Source organism: Shimazuella sp. NTD248, assembly GCF_059510395.1.
Genome location: NZ_JCAJZT010000003.1, coordinates 429,807 through 448,976 on the forward strand (window position 1 = coordinate 429,807; position 19,170 = coordinate 448,976).

At 33.8% G+C, this 19,170-nt stretch carries 18 protein-coding genes; 2 read left to right on the forward strand and 16 right to left on the reverse strand.

The genetic code is table 11. The features are described from left to right. Positions 1-10: 10 nt before the first annotated feature. From AC5WOE_RS09275 to AC5WOE_RS09300, 6 genes are all read right to left on the reverse strand, one after another. The gene (locus tag AC5WOE_RS09275) at positions 11-370 is read right to left on the reverse strand and encodes a hypothetical protein (RefSeq protein ID WP_496052444.1); all 360 of its coding nucleotides are present in this window, start codon (positions 368-370) and stop codon (positions 11-13) included. Further along, positions 357-1,649, reverse strand: coding sequence for a restriction endonuclease subunit S (locus AC5WOE_RS09280; RefSeq protein ID WP_496052445.1), 1,293 nt, complete (start codon positions 1,647-1,649; stop codon positions 357-359). The genes AC5WOE_RS09275 and AC5WOE_RS09280 overlap by 14 nt, the downstream gene beginning before the upstream one ends. A gap of 402 nt (positions 1,650-2,051) precedes the next feature. Beyond that, positions 2,052-2,270, reverse strand: a complete 219-nt coding sequence (locus tag AC5WOE_RS09285) for a hypothetical protein (RefSeq protein WP_496052446.1) — start codon at positions 2,268-2,270, stop codon at positions 2,052-2,054. 66 nt (positions 2,271-2,336) lie between these two features. Continuing rightward, positions 2,337-3,158, reverse strand: a complete 822-nt coding sequence (gene hisJ / locus AC5WOE_RS09290; protein ID WP_496052447.1) for a histidinol-phosphatase HisJ — start codon at positions 3,156-3,158, stop codon at positions 2,337-2,339. Positions 3,159-3,181: 23 nt separating this feature from the next. Continuing rightward, the gene (locus tag AC5WOE_RS09295; RefSeq protein WP_496052448.1) at positions 3,182-3,916 is read right to left on the reverse strand and encodes a nucleotidyltransferase domain-containing protein; all 735 of its coding nucleotides are present in this window, start codon (positions 3,914-3,916) and stop codon (positions 3,182-3,184) included. A gap of 25 nt (positions 3,917-3,941) precedes the next feature. Continuing rightward, positions 3,942-4,691, reverse strand: coding sequence for an alpha/beta hydrolase (locus AC5WOE_RS09300; RefSeq protein ID WP_496052449.1), 750 nt, complete (start codon positions 4,689-4,691; stop codon positions 3,942-3,944). Between the two features lie 151 nt (positions 4,692-4,842). Between AC5WOE_RS09300 and AC5WOE_RS09305 the strand changes: the two genes are divergently transcribed. Further along, entirely contained in the window at positions 4,843-5,349 is a 507-nt protein-coding gene (locus AC5WOE_RS09305; RefSeq protein ID WP_496052450.1) for a 2'-5' RNA ligase family protein, read from the forward strand. Between the two features lie 42 nt (positions 5,350-5,391). Here AC5WOE_RS09305 and galU read toward each other — a convergent pair whose 3' ends face one another. Together galU and AC5WOE_RS09315 are read right to left on the reverse strand one after the other, a co-directional pair. After that, positions 5,392-6,261, reverse strand: coding sequence for a UTP--glucose-1-phosphate uridylyltransferase GalU (gene galU, locus AC5WOE_RS09310; RefSeq protein WP_496052451.1), 870 nt, complete (start codon positions 6,259-6,261; stop codon positions 5,392-5,394). 15 nt (positions 6,262-6,276) lie between these two features. Beyond that, on the reverse strand, positions 6,277-7,569 hold the full coding sequence (locus AC5WOE_RS09315) for a UDP-glucose dehydrogenase family protein (RefSeq protein WP_496052452.1): 1,293 nt from the start codon (positions 7,567-7,569) through the stop codon (positions 6,277-6,279). A 316-nt stretch (positions 7,570-7,885) separates the two neighbouring features. On the opposite strand from AC5WOE_RS09315, the gene AC5WOE_RS09320 reads away from it, so the two are divergent. Further along, complete coding sequence (locus tag AC5WOE_RS09320; RefSeq protein WP_496052453.1) at positions 7,886-9,268, forward strand: glycine--tRNA ligase; 1,383 nt, start codon at positions 7,886-7,888, stop codon at positions 9,266-9,268. Between the two features lie 76 nt (positions 9,269-9,344). Here the strand turns inward: AC5WOE_RS09320 and AC5WOE_RS09325 are convergent, their stop codons facing one another. From AC5WOE_RS09325 to AC5WOE_RS09360, 8 genes are read right to left on the reverse strand one after another with little or no spacing between them, the layout of a single operon-like run. Continuing rightward, entirely contained in the window at positions 9,345-10,496 is a 1,152-nt protein-coding gene (locus AC5WOE_RS09325; protein ID WP_496052454.1) for a phosphotransferase, read from the reverse strand. 3 nt (positions 10,497-10,499) lie between these two features. Further along, positions 10,500-11,759, reverse strand: coding sequence for a Gfo/Idh/MocA family protein (locus AC5WOE_RS09330; protein ID WP_496052455.1), 1,260 nt, complete (start codon positions 11,757-11,759; stop codon positions 10,500-10,502). A 37-nt stretch (positions 11,760-11,796) separates the two neighbouring features. Further along, complete coding sequence (locus AC5WOE_RS09335) at positions 11,797-12,699, reverse strand: transketolase family protein (protein ID WP_496052456.1); 903 nt, start codon at positions 12,697-12,699, stop codon at positions 11,797-11,799. A 23-nt stretch (positions 12,700-12,722) separates the two neighbouring features. Then, entirely contained in the window at positions 12,723-13,571 is an 849-nt protein-coding gene (locus tag AC5WOE_RS09340; protein ID WP_496052457.1) for a transketolase, read from the reverse strand. Positions 13,572-13,594: 23 nt separating this feature from the next. Next, positions 13,595-14,377 carry an SDR family NAD(P)-dependent oxidoreductase gene (locus tag AC5WOE_RS09345; protein WP_496052458.1) on the reverse strand — a complete coding sequence of 261 codons (783 nt, stop codon included), beginning with the start codon at positions 14,375-14,377 and terminating at the stop codon, positions 13,595-13,597. 26 nt (positions 14,378-14,403) lie between these two features. Continuing rightward, positions 14,404-15,651, reverse strand: a complete 1,248-nt coding sequence (locus AC5WOE_RS09350) for a hypothetical protein (protein ID WP_496052459.1) — start codon at positions 15,649-15,651, stop codon at positions 14,404-14,406. Continuing rightward, positions 15,636-16,277, reverse strand: coding sequence for a class I SAM-dependent methyltransferase (locus AC5WOE_RS09355; RefSeq protein ID WP_496052460.1), 642 nt, complete (start codon positions 16,275-16,277; stop codon positions 15,636-15,638). Before AC5WOE_RS09355 ends, AC5WOE_RS09350 begins: the two co-directional genes overlap by 16 nt. 47 nt (positions 16,278-16,324) lie before the next feature. Then, positions 16,325-19,003: a non-ribosomal peptide synthetase gene (locus AC5WOE_RS09360; RefSeq protein ID WP_496052461.1), complete on the reverse strand. Its 2,679-nt coding sequence runs from the start codon at positions 19,001-19,003 to the stop codon at positions 16,325-16,327. Positions 19,004-19,170: the final 167 nt, after the last annotated feature.

Here is a 19,170-nt window from a genome sequence, read left to right on the forward strand (position 1 = left end):
GCTTCCTCCCCTATTTTCGTTTAACACGAATCACATTTTCTCTTGGTGATTCATAATGACCAGTGCTAATAGCGACTTCGATTATTTCATGTTGAGGCACAATCATATCACTAGGTAATTGTTCAATAATATTTGGATCAATCTTAGTGATTCGACGTTTTTCCAATGCTTTTTCGATTGCTTCTAAAATGAATTTACTACGTTCATCAATTTTTACAGACCATCGACCAGATTCTGTTTGATAAATAGAAGAATCTAGCAAGTTATATAGTACAACTTGATCGTCATTCCAGTCTAAACCTTGCTCATTTGCTATCTCTATTAATTGTTCCGTTGTTTTAGGTATAATCAAGTATTCATGAAATACCATGTGTTCCTCCTTGATACTGTTCTACTATCCTTTCAATCTCGTTTCTCCTATTATTAGAAAACAACGGAATAAGGATATGTTTTAAATCCCTTATTGATAGAAAAGGTTGCATTCCGCCCTTACTATTTAATCGAATTTGAAAACGTACAAAGAAATGAGATAAACACCAAAGCAAGTAATATGGTGATATGTAATCGGACCTTATAACAGCAAATACATTGGATGCTATGGAGTTTGCAAACTGATCGGTAACAATAGCTAGAGGCTGTTCCTTCTTACCAATATTTGTGCCTATAATCCCTAACAATATATCCCCAGTGTTTAACTCGTATCTGGCACGACTTTTCACATTTTTGTATGCAACTTTATCTACTGAGGAGATTAACCATTTCTCACGATCTAGATTCTTAACCCCAACATAAGAAATAGTCTGATCCTTATATTTAGACGGACTGATTGTTTTATCTACTATATCTGCAACTTTACTAAGCTGGACCCATTCTTCTCGTTTTACACACTCTATAAAATCCTTATATATTTTTGCATTTCGTTGTTGATAGTATGGAACGTCTATTCTATCTTCAGTTAAATCATTTTTAACCCACAAAAGATTAGAAAGATCATCTCCTTCATATCTCTTTTCATCTATTTGATAGAAATCCGTTAACTGATCTTTGTATTGCACTTTCTCGGATTTTGGAGACGCACATGAATTATGTGAATATTCATATATCGGAATTAGCAACTTAACGATTTCCTTTATAGATATTTTAGGAATTATCGAAGGAGTAACAGCCAATTGTAAGGAAAGCTGACCTGATGTTGATTTAAAGAAATTGAAAATTAAATCCCTGGCCTTCACATCTTTGGGTCTTATGATCAACAAATCAGGATTAATAACTGCTCCATGAACATTTTCATCTACGATAGCAACTTTGGGAATTGCCGCTATCTTGGATATGAGAATGTCATCTTTTTCAACAATCGCTTTTGATTCAATCCCATAATGACTATCTACATATTTCGCCATATTCAGATTAATTTGTTGATTACGAATGTTTGAGATCTTTATATAAGGGATTCCCTCACTAACAAAATTCAATGCTTTACGAGTACCATCAGATATAAATTCGCATAATTCAGAAAGGTAAACCGACCTAACATTACCCACATGAATACCTATCTTCTGTTTAAGCATGTAGTAATGCGGGTCCAACCTATCAACAGAAAGGTTCTTTGGTTTTATGTATAGAGAAATAGGATTCACCACACTTTGCATCTTGCAAACTCTTCTTAATTTTTAACTTACACTATATACACAAGAAATGTCAACAAAATCATTCAATTGTTCATTTCATTCTCTTTTGTAATGCGTTTAGTGATCTATATCCAGTTCTAGGTAACACACATCTCATCATTTGTTGAACATCTCCTTATTATCACTCCATTCGAACAGAACTCGATATGAACAATCACCTTCTTTTTCTTGCTTGTATTGTTTTTTACCCATTTCTGAATGTGTTCTTTTTGATAATGACCAATGGAGTTCACAAATAGTTAGTTGTCGGAGAAAGCCTTATGCATTTTTCCTAATTCATATCCAAAAGACTCCTTCAAATCCTAATGCTATGAATGGCGAGGCTCGATCCTTCCTCCATCGCCTTCAAAGGTTCAATTGCTGTTACTTGAGCATTTCGGAGTTTTGAAAGATGCCTTTCAATTGATTTCCAGTACCACATCCAAGATCTAAAACTTTAACTGCTTTATCAGTAGCTACGATAGGTTTAGAAATTTTCTTATAAAACGACTCAAAGTCTTGAAGCATTCCATTCATATGTTCATCATATCTGGATGCACGATCGTCGAAAAACTTAGACATTTCTTCCGGTTTTTCAGACATAATCGAATCACCTACTCCCTATTATCTAATCGTTTTGTGATTATTTACATTCGTAATGACTTATAATTAAAAACCAAAAACAGATTCATATCGGTTATAATGCCGTCCTACCTCTTTTACAGCATGTGCATCAGAACCAAAAACAAAAGGAATCCCTAACTTTTGAGCCTTCTTCACAATCCACTCTGATGGATAGGGTTCCAAGCAATATTTCTTATCGAGTCCAGCCGTATTAAAATCAAGTGCTATGCCTTTTTGTTTTAGCAATAATAGTATCTCTTGGATCTCTTTCTCTACTTCTTCTGTAACTGAAGTTCTACCTTGGATATAGTGTTGGAATTTTTGACACAGGGAGAGATGACCTATTCGGGAAGGTTGGAACTGAAGGATAGCCTCTTTGATTGTTTCATAGTAAATCTTCTGTACGGTTTGAAAATTCCCATGGTATAGAACAACATTTTCTTCCAACTCCTCAGAAGTATGATCAATACAGCGCCATCCACCTACTCCCTTGAGAAAATGGACAGATAAAACCGTTTCTTCTATATAACCTTGATACTCTCGGAGTAAAATTCGCATCCAATCGATATATTCAGGTAAATAATCTAGCTCAAACCCTACTCGTATCTCAATTTGGTCTTTGTATTTCTGTTTTAACTGATGCATTTCTTTTATATAGTCATCAATCTCTGTTTCTTTCATGGTAAAATATTGCACCAATTCTTTTTCATAAGGTAAAGCTTCACAGAATGAACTAGGTAATGGAGCATGTTCCGTTAAAACGTATTTCTCAAATCCTAATTCAATTGCTTTTTCAATAAACTTTGCTGTCTCTTCTCCTGAACCATGTGGGCAGAAGTGAGTATGGGTATGCCCGTCTACTTTCATTTTCAATCCCTCCGGTTATTCTTTCACTTAACAATTGAAAATCCTTGAAATAACCTCCCTCCATATGGTTCCAGTATCCTATCAATAAACTTGATTAATTGCTGTTTTTGACCACTTTTGTAAAAGGTATGAAACAGGCTCATAAACTCCTCACATAACTGCGGATTATAGTTTCGTAATGCTCGAACAATCCACTTTGAAGAGCCTATCCATTGTCGATTGGTCCGTAGAATAAATTCATGAACATCGTAAGCTAAACTACTAGCAATAAACAGTGCTTCTTCTTCATTTGTTGATCCTTCTAAGTCGTGTAGCAAGTCCGTTATCATGTATCTCTTTGAATCAATATCTTCTATTGTCCAAGGTTCAGGACCTTGTAATAGTATTTTTTCTGCCTCATCTTTTATTGTTTGAGCTAATCCATCGTCTTGAAGAACTATTCCCTCCAAAAACATTTGAGGCAAAGAAGGTCGTGATCTTCTACAATCTTGTGCAAAAAAATCTTGATAGGTTTCAGATGTATGTACAAAAGTTTCTATCATCCATTGATAAGTAATGACAGATTCACGATAGGCTGAATGAATAGAGTCATCAATGATCACAATATCTAGATCGGACTGATCTGTTCCTTCTCCACGTACAACACTTCCTGCTAAAAGTGCAACCCTACAATCTGTGTAACTTTCAGATATAAACTTTTCTGCTGCTTCCATTGCACCCATTTTCATCTTTGAATCATCTTTTGTTTCATATTGCAACACCATAACTTTCTCAATGATTTCCTTAAATCTTAAAATGTTTTAAAAACCACTCTGTTGCCACTTTCTCAATAATAGATAAGTGATCTGTAAAACTATGAGTCGCACCCTGAATTAATTCCAACTTAGAGTCTTTCGGTAACCATTTCATTCCTTGTTGGCTTAATCGGTATAAGTCCCTTTCTTCCTCATCTGCATCTCCGTTTATAATCAATACTGGACACTTTACATTTGTGAGTAATTCTTTTTGGTCTACTAACTCAAAATCCAAAAGCATTTGCTTATCAATAATGACCTTTCTTTGCTTTTGAATTTTAGTAATATAACCTTTTTCCTTCAATTCCTGTATTTCTTCTTTTGTTAAATGGTTATTCCAATCATATTTCATTGGACCTGTTAATGCTCCTGTCAAAACCATCGTGACAATCTGATCCGTATAGCATTCTAAACACACCCTACTACCAAGGCTATGACCATAGAGAGCTATATGACTAAACCCTATGGATTTTACAAAGGAAATGGCAGCATGTAGATCATCGATCCGTGTGGCCATAGTTAATCTTTCATCATCACTTTCACCGCAGCCACTAAAATCAAAAGCTAAGGCACTATAACCTAATTGATAAAAAGCATTTGCAAATCTATCAAATCTTCCCCCAGAAGATTTATCAGAAGTAAAACCATGACACATGATAATAATAGTTTCCAGAGATGATGGATAAAAGTTACCTACTAACGTTAGATTTCGGGAATTTTTAAAGGTCACTTTTTCCATGCATTTGACCCCTTCGCTCTTATTGTATAGATATAATTTTATGCGGGCTAAGTGAGTATGGGTATTCTCATCTACTTTCTAATTGAAAACCAATTTGTTATCCTTATTTAAATGCGAAACTAAATACCCAGAGATAACTAGGAGAAATGCTATGATCAAAAGGTGTATTCACATTTTCCCTAACTTCCCTAACGTAATAGAAATTCAGAAACTCAGAGAGCAGTATGATTCAATATACCAATTGATACCACCCCATATCACTCTTGTATTTCCGTTTAAAAGTAATATTTCCTCTAAGGATCTAAGAAAACACATAGAGTTGAATACTGCTCAAATAAACCCTTTTCCAATTCGCCTTCAAGGAGTCACTGGAACACAAGATTTTTATCTTTTTCTAAATGTAAAAAAAGGGAATGATCCAATCATTGAGCTTCATGATCAACTTTATTCTGGAATACTTTCTACTTATTTAAATAGAGAACATAGTTATTTGCCTCATCTTTCAATTGGAAAATTATCTAATAGAAACGACTTCCATTCTGCTGTAGACAAAACATTCTGTTTTACAGAGCCCTTTGAAACAACTGTTAATGAAATTGTAGTTGAAACGATTGATGAAACAGAGAAATCTCATATCGAATTTAAAGTCTCATTATAGGTATCTCGTTTCATAAAGAGTTTTAAAGAACGAAAAACATCATCATTCTTCAATTAAAGATAACAAATATTGTTTCAAGGGCGAATTGAGTTCCCTTCTTTTTAGTGCAAACTCAATAACTGCTTGTATATAACCAAGCGGTTCTCCAACATCGTATCGAGTTCCTTGAATTTTAAAGGCTAATACTGATGAACTCTGGCAGAGAACTTTCAATGCATCAGTAAGTTGAAACTCATTCCCTATACCAATAGGTATCTTCTCCAATATCGAAAAGATTTCTGGTGTTAAAATATATCTTCCAATAACAGCGAGGTCTGAGGGAGCAAATTCTACTTCTGGTTTTTCTACCATGTCTTTAATATATAATTTGGAACTATTTGACCCTATACTAAGATCAATTACACCATATCGGTTAACTTTATCCACAGGAACACTTTGTACTCCAATAACAGTACGTTGTTCCTCATTGAAAATTTTTATTAACTGATCTAGACCTGGAGATTCTGAAACAATTAAATCATCTCCAAGTAAAACAGCGAAAGGTTCATCTTGGATAAAATGTCTAGCACATAATATAGCATTTCCTAGACCTAAAGGTTCTTTTTGTCTCACTGTGTTGATATCTACTAAATCTGACAATTCTTTAATGGTCTTATATAAATCCAATTCACCTTTTCTTTGAAGCTGCCATTCTAATTCAGCTGATTTATCAAAATGATCTTCTATTGATCTTTTATTTTTTCCAGTAACAATAATTATACTTTCAATACCAGATTCAACTGCTTCTTCAACAACATATTGGATAACCGGTTTGTCAACAATGGGTAACATTTCTTTGGGCATCGCCTTTGTTGCTGGTAAAAATCGGGTACCTAATCCAGCAGCTGGTATAATAGCTTTTCTAACTTTCAAAGAATCCGCTCCTTTTTACAAACGTCTTCCTATCGAGTGATATGAAAAACCTAATTGTTTCATAATTTGTATATCAAAAACATTACGGCCATCAATAATAACTGGGTGATTTAATAATTGGTATATCATTTTCAGATTCATCTGTTTAATCTCTTGACAATCTGTTAGTACAAAACACACATCTGAATTAGAAACTGCTTCATATAAATCCTGATAATAATCGATTTCATCACCAAATTGTTCCTTGAATTCATCCACACATAATGGATCATATACTTTGATTTGATAATTCATTTCTTTTAGTTCTCTTACTATTTTTAGTGAGGGTGCTCCTCTCAAATCCTTCGTTAACGGTTTAAATGCTAAACCAAGCACTGCGACCTTCTTAATGGGTATCTCTTTAGCTACTTTTATTAATTTATCTATTAATACTTTTGGTTGATCTTCATTTACTTCAATAACTGATTTCAACATTTTAAAATCATATCCATAACTTTCTGATGTATGAACTAACGCCTTTGTATCCTTTGGCAAACATGATCCTCCATAACCTACTCCTGCCTGTATGTATTTAGATCCTATCCTTTTATCAAATCCTAACCCTGTTGAAACTAAATCTATATCCGCCCCTACTCTTTCACAAATGTTCGCTATGCTATTGATAAAGGAGACTTTTGTAGCCAAGAAAGCATTAGTTGCATATTTTATCATTTCTGCACTTTCATGATCTGTAAAAAGAATATTTTCGCAGGAAAATGAACTATACAACTCTTTTATTTTCAATCTTGCTGTTGTACTTGTCGACCCTAACACCATGCGATCCATAGTAAGAAAATCCTCTACTGCTGAACCTTCACGTAGAAACTCAGGATTCGAAACAATATCAAATGGAACACTACTATTTCTTTGTATGATTTCCTTCACTCGCTGTGCAGTACCCACTGGAACCGTACTCTTAATAACAATGACCTTGTATTCGTTTAAATTTTTTGAAATAGTTTCAGCTGCTGAATATATATAATCTAAATTCACTTCTCCGCTACTACTCATCGGTGTACCGACTGTAATGAAAACAATATCGGAATTCCGAATAGTCATCTCCACATCTGAAGTAAAAAATAGATTCTTACTTTTATTTCGATCAATTAATGATTTTAAACCGGATTCAAAGATCGGTACTTCTCCAGCATTTAGTAAATCAATTTTTTCAGCATCAATATCTGTACAAATCACTTTATAGCTTTTATCTGCAAAACAAGCTCCTGCGACAATCCCAACATAACCAACTCCAATAAAAGCTATTTTCACTATGACAGACCTCGCAATCTTGGATGTGTTTTTCTTAATATCTAGATTGGATCTTAGAACATATAGCTGTACAAAATTAGTTATCACGAAATGTTCGTATCAAGTTAATCATGTCAATAGCAAACTATTTAACTAACTTGACTTACTCCTAGATAATTAAGTACAATTGTTTCCAAGTGTTTTGGTGTTTGTATTTCTAATAAATCATACATTTACATATTCCAATTAATCTATCTAGTTTTAAAGCAAAAAGGAAAATTACTTTATAAACGAAACTTTATGTTTTTCGAAAAATTAAGTACAAAGGAAGAAAAAAATGAGTGTAACAATGGATCAACTCACTGCTCTTGCAAAGCACAGAGGTTTTATTTTTCCCGGTTCAGAGATATATGGCGGACTAGCAAATACATGGGATTATGGACCACTTGGTATCGAATTGAAAAATAATGTAAAACGAGTTTGGTGGAAAAAGTTCATCCAAGAATCTCCTTATAACGTTGGACTTGATAGTGCTATTTTGATGAATTCTCAAACTTGGGTTGCATCAGGTCATATTGGCAACTTCAATGACCCAATGATTGACTGTAAAAATTGCAAGACACGTCATCGTGCTGATAAACTCATTGAAACAGCATTATTTGAAAAAGGAATCGAACTAATTGTTGATGGTTTATCTTTTTCAGAAATGGTTGATTTAATTAACGAACATCACATAACTTGTCCAGAGTGTGGAAAATTCGATTACACTGATATTCGTCAATTTAATCTTATGTTTAAAACTCATCAGGGCGTCACAGAATCAAGTGCAAATGAAGTATATCTTCGACCTGAAACCGCTCAAGGTATATTCGTCAATTTCAAAAATGTTCAACGTACAATGAGAAAGAAAATTCCTTTTGGAATTGGACAAATCGGGAAAAGTTTCCGAAACGAAATTACACCTGGAAACTTCACATTCCGTACTCGCGAATTCGAGCAAATGGAACTTGAATTTTTCTGCAAACCAGGAGAAGACTTAGAGTGGTTTACATACTGGCGTGATTTTTGTTATCAGTGGTTATTATCTTTAGGTGTTTCAAAAGAAAACTTACGAGTAAGAGATCATTCAGAAGACGAATTATCTCATTACAGTAATGCAACTTCAGATATTGAATATAAATTCCCATTTGGATGGGGAGAACTTTGGGGAATTGCCGACAGAACAGACTATGACCTAAAACAACATATGGAACACTCAAAAGAAGATCTTCAATATGTTGATAAAATAACCAACGAGAAATATATTCCTTACTGTATCGAACCTTCACTTGGTGCTGATCGTGTAACATTAGTATTTTTAATTGATGCATATGAGGAACAAGAGCTTCCTGATGGAGATGTCCGCAGTGTTCTTCATTTTCATCCAGCACTTGCTCCGATTAAAGCAGCAATCTTTCCTCTTTCTAAAAAACTGTCTGAAGGTGCCCAAAAAGTATTCTCAGATCTATCCAAGCACTTTATGGTTGACTACGATGATGTCGGTTCTATTGGCAAACGTTATCGCCGCCATGATGAAATTGGTACACCTTTCTGTATTACATACGACTTTGATTCCGTGGAAGATCATAAAGTTACTGTTCGTGATCGAGATACCATGGAACAAATACGTTTACCAATTGATCAATTAAAAACATTTCTGGAAGAAAAAATACAGTTTTAATCTGTGTCAGTCCCCTTGTCTTCTTAGTTACCTATAGACACAGGGGATTTTTATTTATTCTAATTTATCTTTTGACTTATGATGTTTGATCTAACATACTTAAACAGTCCAGATCTTCAACAGCTAAAAAGATCCTTTCAAGATGATTCCACCACACTTGTGGGGAAATTGCCCCACTACTCCATTGTCTTAGTGGTATAAAAATTTTTCGTAAAACAGAGAGGCGATAATCATTCCACAAATCTTCAAACTGATAATGTTTTACCCCATTTAATAGCAACTGGTTATAGTATCTCTGAATTAATCTCTTCTCAAGAAGTGCTCTTCGTTTTGGAAACCAGTGCAATGCGATCATGTGAGACAAATCTTCTGTGCAAACATTGATATCCCAAGTTTGCCAATCCACAAGATAGCAAGTTCCCTCTTTCTGAATTGGATATAAAAAATTCCCAAAATGTGCATCGCCATGAATTAAAGTTAAATTCTTTTCATTTCTTGTTCGATTTAAGATTTTAGGTAAACTATCTATCACCTTGTCATAAATATAACGCTTATCTTTTGAAAGTCGATCTCCTAAATAATGACTAAAATCTGTATACATGTTATACGTTTGATTCATATGGTATTCAAGTAAACTATCATTCACCTCGCTTTTGAAAGGGGATAATCGAAAAGAATCTAGACAGGTAGATTCTTTTTCCAAAAGTGATTCTTGAACTAAATATTGTTCGAAGTATTCTAGATGTCTATCATCCCAATATTGTGCATGTAATTTTGCTAAACTATCCACTGCTTTCTCACATTGTTCTATATATGGAGGAAGAGGCCACTCTAACTCTCTATGTCCTTCTGATAAATCTTCTAATAATATATGGTAACGATTTTCCCTGTAATCAAATGAAGCACTATAACAATTTGGTATCGGTAATTTATCGTATACATTATTGTAAAACGTCACTTCTTTTTTTCCATGTTTACTAGTTAAATTATGGGCTATGTTTGCTTTTGGTATCTTTAATATTAAATTCGAAGAATGGTTCTCATTTTTGTCTGTTTCATACTGAATTCTAATATGATAGATACATGAAACAGGGGTATCAAAAGAAGATCTAACTTCTAATAAAGATATTCTATCGTAATCATTGTATTTATTGTTATTTATAAAAATCTCAGTAAGTTTTGAAGATGTAAGTTGGTCAATAGAAAGAATTGTTTCATCTAAAATCACCTTTTAACTCCCTCCTTCATTACTTCTTAATTTGTTTTTATATATTTTCTCATTTATTGATCTGCCACAATTTCTACAGCTATAATTCCAACCATCTTTTAACACTAACTTTCCCTCGCATGAAAAACACTTCAATATTTCTGGTTCGCCTATGTTTTTTCTATTTGCCAAAGGCTTTCCTAGAGTAGTTAGTTTATGCGACCCATATGAGAATGCATCAATCAACTGCATTACATCAATTGCATCCTGATAATGTGCATTTTCGGGATGACGTTTCTCTAATATGCAATCTACAAACTCTTTCAACTCTCCATAGTATCCCAATAGGAACAGGCCTTTATTGTAAAGTTGTCCTAAAGAAAACTCAGGTGTAATTTCTATCACCTCTCCCTCTTTTGGTATAAAGCTAGGTGTTCTACCATAAGAGCCAATAAAACCTTTTCTATAATGTTTCAACTGGATATTATTCTCCAGAATCACATGCTCACATTCACCAACAATTTCCAATCTTTCAAGTGGGGAAATCTCTGATGCACCATTGGCAAAATGAACATTTCCAATAGCTCCATTTTCATGGAAAAAAGTAGCAAATCCTCCACTAAATTCATTTCTGTAATAGATCATTTCTTTTGGTTTTCCAATTAAATATATTAGTGAAGATGCAACGTGCACAAAATCATCTATAAACCGGCGACTCTCCCCAACTACTAAATTCAGACTATTCTTTGGTAAATCAACCGGATAACGCATTGTATAAGAAACAATTGAACCAAATGTTTCTGAATCAATAATCTCTTTTACTTTCTGCATAGAAGGCATAAACATCTTTTTAAAACCCACTTGAAAAAAAGTGCTGCCATGATCCATAGCTTGTTTCATCTCTTGTATCTGATTTGCATTGGAAGCCGGGGGTTTTTCCATCCAAACAGGTAAACTAGCCTCTAATATATTTGGTACAACTTCTGGATATAACGGAGAACCAAAATCATCATAGCCCAAAACAGCGATAACACCATCAAGGTTAGATCTATGAATCATTTCTTTATAGTCAGTGTAGTATTCCTTTGCACCAAATTTTTCAGCATAAAGCATAGCTTTTTCGATATTCAAATCACAAGTTGCTACCAATTTAGCTGGTAGAAATTGTATACAAGGAATTATATTTCGATATGTGTGACTGCCACAACCAACTAGCCCAAGTCTAACTTGAGGATTATTAAATTCATTTAATAATTCACCTTCAATACCCAGCACTTTTCCCATTAAAACTCCCCTTTTTGGGATAGTTTTCTCTCCTCAACTATGCTAACGACCTGATTCTTTCCATAATATATGGATGAGTTATTTGATAGTAATTTAATAATTCTTCTCTTGTTCCTACTACTGGTCTTTTTTCATCGATTCCCATTCGTTCTAGAGGGCAAATTTGATACTTACTTAACGTCTCCGCAATGGTACTACCAAGTCCACCCATTCTGCTATGTTCTTCTACTACTATCACAGCCTTTTTTTCTCTAGACAGTTCCATTACTATTTCTTCATCGAATGGTTTAATTGTATGAACATTAACGACTCCTACATCATATCCTTCTGTCTCTAATTCCTTAGCAGCTATTAAAGATTCGCTAACACAAATACCTGTAGCAAAAATCATGAAATCTTTTCCTTGTCGTAATACAGTTGGTTTACCAATTTCAAACTTAGATTGATGAGAAAAATAAGGTTCATCACCTGTGCCTAATCTAATATAAGCTGGTCCATCCCATTCAAGTGCTGCTTTGATAGATTCTTTGGCCTCATTAGCATCTGCCGGAATAAAAACTGTTGTATTAGGAAGAGTACGTGCTAATGCAATATCTTCAATCATGTGATGTGTTGATCCTAACGCATCATAACTAAGCCCGCCTCCAACCCCAATCATCTTTACTGGTAAATTATTATTGCAAACATCTATTCGAATCTGCTCATAAGCTCGTCTCAATAAAAAACTCGCAATTGCTGATACAAAAACAATTCTATTAGATCTAGCAATACCAGCCGCCACTCCTATAAGGTTTTGTTCTGCAATTCCTACATCTACATATCTCTCTGGAAAAACTCTTGCAAACGTTTCAAATATTGATCGTCCATCTGCACCAATAGTAATGAAATTTTCATTTTCCGACCCTAATAACTCCATAATATCGAGACAGCTTGAACGCATTGATTTCTTTGGAAATTTGATGATTAAACACCCTCTCTGAGTGAATTGAGAGCTATATCATATTCCTCTCCTTGCAGCCATCCCATGTGCCATGACGGATCATTTTCCATAAACGATATTCCCTTTCCTTTTATAGTAGAAGCTATAATGATAGAGGGGGATTGATTACTTTGATACGCATGATCCAAAGCAATAGCAAGTTGATTAAAGTTATGTCCGTCAACTTTCACCACATTCCAACCAAATGCCCTCCACTTATCTGCCAGCGGTTCCATTTCTAAAATTTCACTTGTCGATCCTTCTTGTTGATAATAGTTGCGATCAATAATAGCTATTAAATTATTGAGATTTTGATGAGATGAAAATGCAGCTGCTTCCCATACTGATCCTTCATTAATTTCACCATCTCCAAGTAATACTAGTGTTCTATATGATAAATTATTAAATTTTGCTCCCAATGCCAGACCAGCACCTATTGATAAACCATGTCCTAATGCCCCTGTCGGAACATCTACACCAGGAATATCTGCAACTGGATGACTAGCGAGTATACATCCACTTTCTCCAAATCTATCAATCCATTTTTTATCTAAAATATTTGCTTCAGCTAATACACCGTATAAGGCTAAAGCACCATGACCCTTACTCAATATAAATCGATCTCGTTCTATCCAATTTGGATCATCAGACTTATAACGTAACTGTCTGAAATAAATTGTTGATAAAATCTCTGTTATTGAAAAAGCAGGACCAATATGAACCCTTTTAACCCTAGCCATTTTTAAGACAGTACGACGAATCTCCATAGCAACGGTCTTTAATTTTAGTAATTCTTCATCTGATAAGACTTCGTAATGTGATATGTTTTTCATAACTAAGAATCCTCCCAGATCACTTAGACATAACCATAAGAAAGCCAACCACCATCTACAACGATTGTTTGCCCGACTATATAATCTGATAAAGAGGATGACAAAAATAACGTAGGTCCTACTACATCATTAGTTGATCCTTTTTTATTGGCTGGAATTCTTTTCAGTAAACTTTCATTAGTCAATTGTTTAGATGGATGTGGAGTTTCTATTTCAATCATCCCAGGCACTACTGCATTTACGTTTACTCCTTTATTTATCCACTCTATTCCAAGTACACGAGTCAACTGTAATACTCCACCTTTACTAGATGCATAGGCTAACCTTTCTGGAAATGCAGTAAAAGAGAGAAGTGATCCAAAATTAACGATTTTACCCGATTTGTTTTTTATCATTTCTTTTCCTGCTGTTTTACAAGCAAGAAATGTTCCTGTTAAATTTGTTTTGATAATGTTCTCCCATTCCTCAACTTCTACTTCAATAGATGGACTAAGTTTGAATACTCCTGCACAATTAACCAGAATATCCAATCCTCCAAAATGGGAGATTGTAAGATCCACAGCACTTTGTATATTTTCTTGAATACAAATATCTCCACTTACAGCAATTGCTTCTCCATTGTTCTTACATACTTCATGAGCAACTTGATCAATTTGTGATCTAGTTCTACTAAAAACTGTAACCTTAGCTCCTCTTTCTGCAAAAGCTTTAGCAATTGATGCACCAATTCCACGACCACCGCCTGTAACTAAAACAGACTTACCATGAAATTCTTCTGATGAAATAATATATATCCCCTTCTCCAAAAACATATACTTGTTAAAACCAGTGTCTATTTAGTTTGATTCAATACTTTAAATAGATCTTGTTTCATTTCATCAAAAATTGATGATCCATTTTCACTTAAAGAGTTTGAAAATACTTTTTGTTGATTTTTAAGTTTCGAATACAATCTAAGATTTTCTTTTCTAGTCAAGGTTTCTTCTATATCTTTCTTCATAGAACTGAATATTTCAGGATAGTTTCCTTGCAGTAGATGTTCGTAAAAATCATATAGATTTCTAGTGTATGAAAGAGGGTCTGTATTATGGATCAAATCATGACGGAAGTTCAAAAGAGATTCAGGGAAAATATTTCTAAATTGACTTAGATCCTTCATTGTTTGAGAGAGAGATAGGTAATTTTTAAAATGACCATCATGTTGTTCCGGGAGAAATAAAATTGGGGTCTGATATGCAAAGCATTCATAGATCGTAGTAATTCCTGCGGGTGCTAACACTACAACTGATTGATTTAGTTGTTGAAGAAATTCTTGATGAGTAAAAGATTCAACTTGATCAGAAAAAATAGAATTTGCTTCCTTTAATACGGATGAATTAACTGTGTATATGATCTTAAAATCCTTTTTTAGTTTATCAAGTGAATTCTGCAAAAGGAGAGAACATAGTTTCATATATGTTGTCAGATCTTTTTCTGATACTAATGGATTCACCATTCCAGAAAAAGAAACTAATACAGTATCCCTTTCTACTTCTTTCTGATAACTCATATCCACTATAGACTCAACTTCCATCGTATTAAAACCATCTTCTTCTAAAGACCTCTCGCTTCCAGGATATTTTTGTATATATGAAACATTAGCCATAAAATGTAAAGCATACTGTTTTAAGTGATCCGGCAATGAGTCTATATAGGAGGTAAATTGATCATAGTCACTGGTATCTTTTATTGATTGAATACTTTTTCGTATCGTTTCCTTTTCTTTTTGTGGCCATTCCCAGAACCAATATAAACTATCTACTGCAATCACAGGTATATTATAGAAATATCCCCATGCCGCTAATTCTGGGTCCATTACAGTTAAAACAGCATCATAATCAAAATTATTAGCTTCCTTTAAATCAATTATTTTTTTCCTGATCTTCATATTTGATTGGGCATATTGTAAGTTTACTCCAGAGCCATAAAAGTCTATTTCAGTCCCTTGTTTTATCAAATGATTAGCTATCGATACAAGTTTGGAGCATGGACCAAAACCAAAAGCCTGTGCACCACATAACAATCTTAGATTTTTTTCCATAATGTCCACCAAAACCACCTTGTTTTATTTTTCCGTGGTAAACTGCGAAACCGATAAAATTCTTCACATTCAAAAAAGGGCAGAAATGTCTCAAGTATTTCTCGACTTTTTAATCGAAATGGGCTTTGTGGACCTGTACCTGGTTCAATCCAATCTGAGAAACCTCTTAAAGCAAATACCCCCCCTTTTGACAATACATTTGCTACTTGTTCCGCATATCTAATACGATCATTTGGAAGTATATGATGAAAACATCCTTGGTCAATAATCAAATCGAATTCTTCAGACTTAAACGGAAGATTTAAAGCATCTCCTTGCATGAATTTCACAGGCGCTTTGTAAGAACTTGCAATTTTTTGTGCGGTTGTAACTGCGTCATTATTTAAATCAATTCCAATAACTCTGGCACCTTGTAAGGCAATAGCAATAGCTTCAGTTCCATAACCACATCCTATATCTAATACTTTTGTATCATTGGATATCCGGCCATCTTTGATTAAATTCAAAATATTAATATCGACACAACCAGTCACCCAAGGTCTGTCATTAGGATCGACAACACTATAAACATTTTCAAAGTACGTATGATTAAAATCCGCTGTTTTAATTTCGTTTTCTTTCTGCAAACAAAACCACTCTCCATTTTTATTAGAGATTACATAAAATGCATTTTCTAAGACATCATGTCCTCCGTTTTATCTTCAATAAACTGAACAATATTGTTTACATTTGGATTTCTCATCATTGTAAAATGCGATCCCATTACATCAACAATTTTAAAGTTCCCAGTTAAAACCTCTCTCCAACCAAGCCAAAAATCATGAGAACCTGAAGTCCTCCGATCCACTGCTCTTAGTAAATAAACTTCTCCACTATACGATTCAGGAGAATACTGAATGGTTGATTGTATAAAATGTTTTTGATTGTATAGTAACGTGCAGGTTTCCTCTGTACTTTTATAGAGAAATCGTTTTGGTAATTTACTACTTTGCTCTAACTGTTTTACAACAAAATAAACTTGTTCCTCAGATTTTAGTCCTTGTAATTCTTTAGATAAAATAACTGGATCTAATTCCTCTTTGAATTTGTCACACCAATAATGGATATCACTTAACAAATTCTTATCCCATTCCGTAGATCCATTTATACTATCTACCATAAAAAGAATGCTTTCTTTACCTTTTTCATTTAATTGTTTGGCCATTTCTAATGCGATATTCCCACCTAGACTAAAACCTATCAAGATAAAAGGATTACTTGCCTGTCCGAATTTTGAAATCAAAATATCAACATATATGTTTGCAATATCTTGAATAGTACAGTTTTTCGAAGGTAAAGATAGGGTTTGAAAACCATATATTGGTCTATCTTTTTGTATTTGAGTAACGAAATCAGAATAACTTTCTAGAGTACCACTACTTGTATTAATGAGAAAATAGGGAGTCAATGTTCCATTTGGTCTTATTTCAACAAGATGTGCATTTCCTCTTTGACTATAAAAATCATTTATTTTTTCAGCAAAATCAGATATTGTTTGATTCTCGAAAATACTATAGATAGGTACTTCATTATAAAATTCCTTTTTTATTCTCGAAATTAATTGAACAGCTAATAAGGAATTTCCACCTAAGTCAAAAAAATTCTGATCTACCCCAACTTGTTCAATTCCTAATAATTCAGACCAGATATGACACAATTTCTTTTCTGTTTGATTGCGTGGAAGTTTATTTTGATGATTATTCTCTTTAACATTTTCAAGTTTAGAAAGATATTCTCTATCTATTTTACCGTTTGGTGTTATTGGCAGTTTTTCTAGAACAATGATTTTGGAAGGTATCATGTAGGCAGGTAATTTCGATTTTAAATAATTGCGGAATGTTTCAACTGTTGTATGAGGAATATTTGTGGTTATATATACAGCTAGATGTTTTTGAGTTGTATTTTTTTCTTTTAAGATCACTACTGCTTGGTTTACTATCGGATGTTCTTCAAGAGCTGTTTCAATCTCTCCTAATTCTATTCTAAATCCACGAACTTTTACTTGATGATCAACTCTTCCAATAAGCTCAATATTTCCATCAGATCTAAATCTCGCTAAATCTCCTGTTTGATAAATATAAGAATTCGTTTCATTTAAGAATGGATTTTTTATAAAACGCTCTTTTGTTAGCTCAGGTCTATTCAAATAGCCTTTTGAAATTCCATCACCTCCAATATACAACTCACCAATCTTTCCTATTGGAACAGATTTTAGATTAGCATCTAAAATATAGGTTTGGGTATTTGCAATAGGTCTACCTATTAAGATATCATCATCAGATTGTTTAAACTTGTAGGCTGTAGACCAAATTGTTGTCTCTGTTGGACCATACCAATTCCAAAGATTCTTCACTTTTGGTAATAATCGATTTACCAGACTCTTTGTCAGTACATCTCCACCGCTTAAGGCTGCCAGCTCTTTATTCCCTTCCCATCCAGCTGTTAATAACATTAGCCAAGTCGATGGGACTGCTTGTAAATATGTTGCATTTGATTTGTTAAGTAAATTACATAGAGAGTTACCATCTCTAATTGCTCTATCATCTGCTAATATAATTGTTCCGCCAGTTATTAAGGGCAAAAATACTTCAGCTACTGAGATATCAAAAGAAAGTGAAGTGATAGCTAAGAATGAGTCTCGACTAGTAAAAGAAATTTTTTCTTGCATAGATTGCAAAAGATTAACAACCGATTTATGTGATATTTGTACTCCCTTTGGCTTACCAGTTGAACCCGAAGTATAGATTGTATACATTAATTGACTTGAATTTGACAATGAATTTAACCTGTTCTTACCAGTGTTATTTATATCTTCATTGATTTCATCTATATTAATTTTTTTACATCTAATCCTTGAGTATTGTTTTTGAAATGATTTTTGTGTCAGCAACAAATCTGGTTTTGAGTTTTCTAATATATAGGTAGTTCTTTCTATTGGATAGTTTGGATCAATTGGAACGTATACGCCCCCAACCTTCATAATTGCCAGTAATCCAACAATCAAGTTTAAGGATCTTTCCACAGATAAACCAACTAGCGATCCTGGTTTTATTCCTACTTGATTCAAGTAATTCGCTAACCCGTTAGATCGATCATTTAATTCCCTAAAAGTTAAATGTTTATCTTGATAGATTACTGCTACGGACAATGGAGAATTATCTGCTTGTTTCTCGAAAAGTTCATGCACACAGCTTTTACTATCATACTGTTTGTGTGTTTGATTCCAATCAAATAGTAACTGAGAGGATTCTTGTTTGTGGAAAGGATTGAAATTATTTATAAGAAACAACTCCTTCACTAACCACTTATTCAATTCTTAAAATGGTTCTTATGTCTGAAGCAATAACTATCTAAAAGTCCACTCACTACCTATGTAACTGATACGGCTTGTTATTTCTAACCTGTAAGTCTTAGACAAGAAGTCGTTAACCCAATCCATTAGAATTCAACAATTTATTGTAGTTCTTATCCCGTGTATAT

What these genes read in the sequence shown, in the direction of transcription:
- AC5WOE_RS09275 (WP_496052444.1), bottom strand. Translation starts at nt 370, where the DNA reads ATGGTATTTCATGAATACTTGATTATACCTAAAACAACGGAACAATTA.
- AC5WOE_RS09280 (WP_496052445.1), bottom strand. Translation starts at nt 1,649, where the DNA reads ATGCAAAGTGTGGTGAATCCTATTTCTCTATACATAAAACCAAAGAAC.
- AC5WOE_RS09285 (WP_496052446.1), bottom strand. Translation starts at nt 2,270, where the DNA reads ATGTCTGAAAAACCGGAAGAAATGTCTAAGTTTTTCGACGATCGTGCA.
- hisJ (WP_496052447.1), bottom strand. Translation starts at nt 3,158, where the DNA reads ATGAAAGTAGACGGGCATACCCATACTCACTTCTGCCCACATGGTTCA.
- AC5WOE_RS09300 (WP_496052449.1), bottom strand. Translation starts at nt 4,691, where the DNA reads ATGGAAAAAGTGACCTTTAAAAATTCCCGAAATCTAACGTTAGTAGGT.
- AC5WOE_RS09305 (WP_496052450.1), top strand. Translation starts at nt 4,843, where the DNA reads ATGATCAAAAGGTGTATTCACATTTTCCCTAACTTCCCTAACGTAATA.
- AC5WOE_RS09320 (WP_496052453.1), top strand. Translation starts at nt 7,886, where the DNA reads ATGAGTGTAACAATGGATCAACTCACTGCTCTTGCAAAGCACAGAGGT.
- AC5WOE_RS09330 (WP_496052455.1), bottom strand. Translation starts at nt 11,759, where the DNA reads ATGGGAAAAGTGCTGGGTATTGAAGGTGAATTATTAAATGAATTTAAT.
- AC5WOE_RS09335 (WP_496052456.1), bottom strand. Translation starts at nt 12,699, where the DNA reads ATGCGTTCAAGCTGTCTCGATATTATGGAGTTATTAGGGTCGGAAAAT.
- AC5WOE_RS09340 (WP_496052457.1), bottom strand. Translation starts at nt 13,571, where the DNA reads ATGAAAAACATATCACATTACGAAGTCTTATCAGATGAAGAATTACTA.
- AC5WOE_RS09350 (WP_496052459.1), bottom strand. Translation starts at nt 15,651, where the DNA reads ATGGAAAAAAATCTAAGATTGTTATGTGGTGCACAGGCTTTTGGTTTT.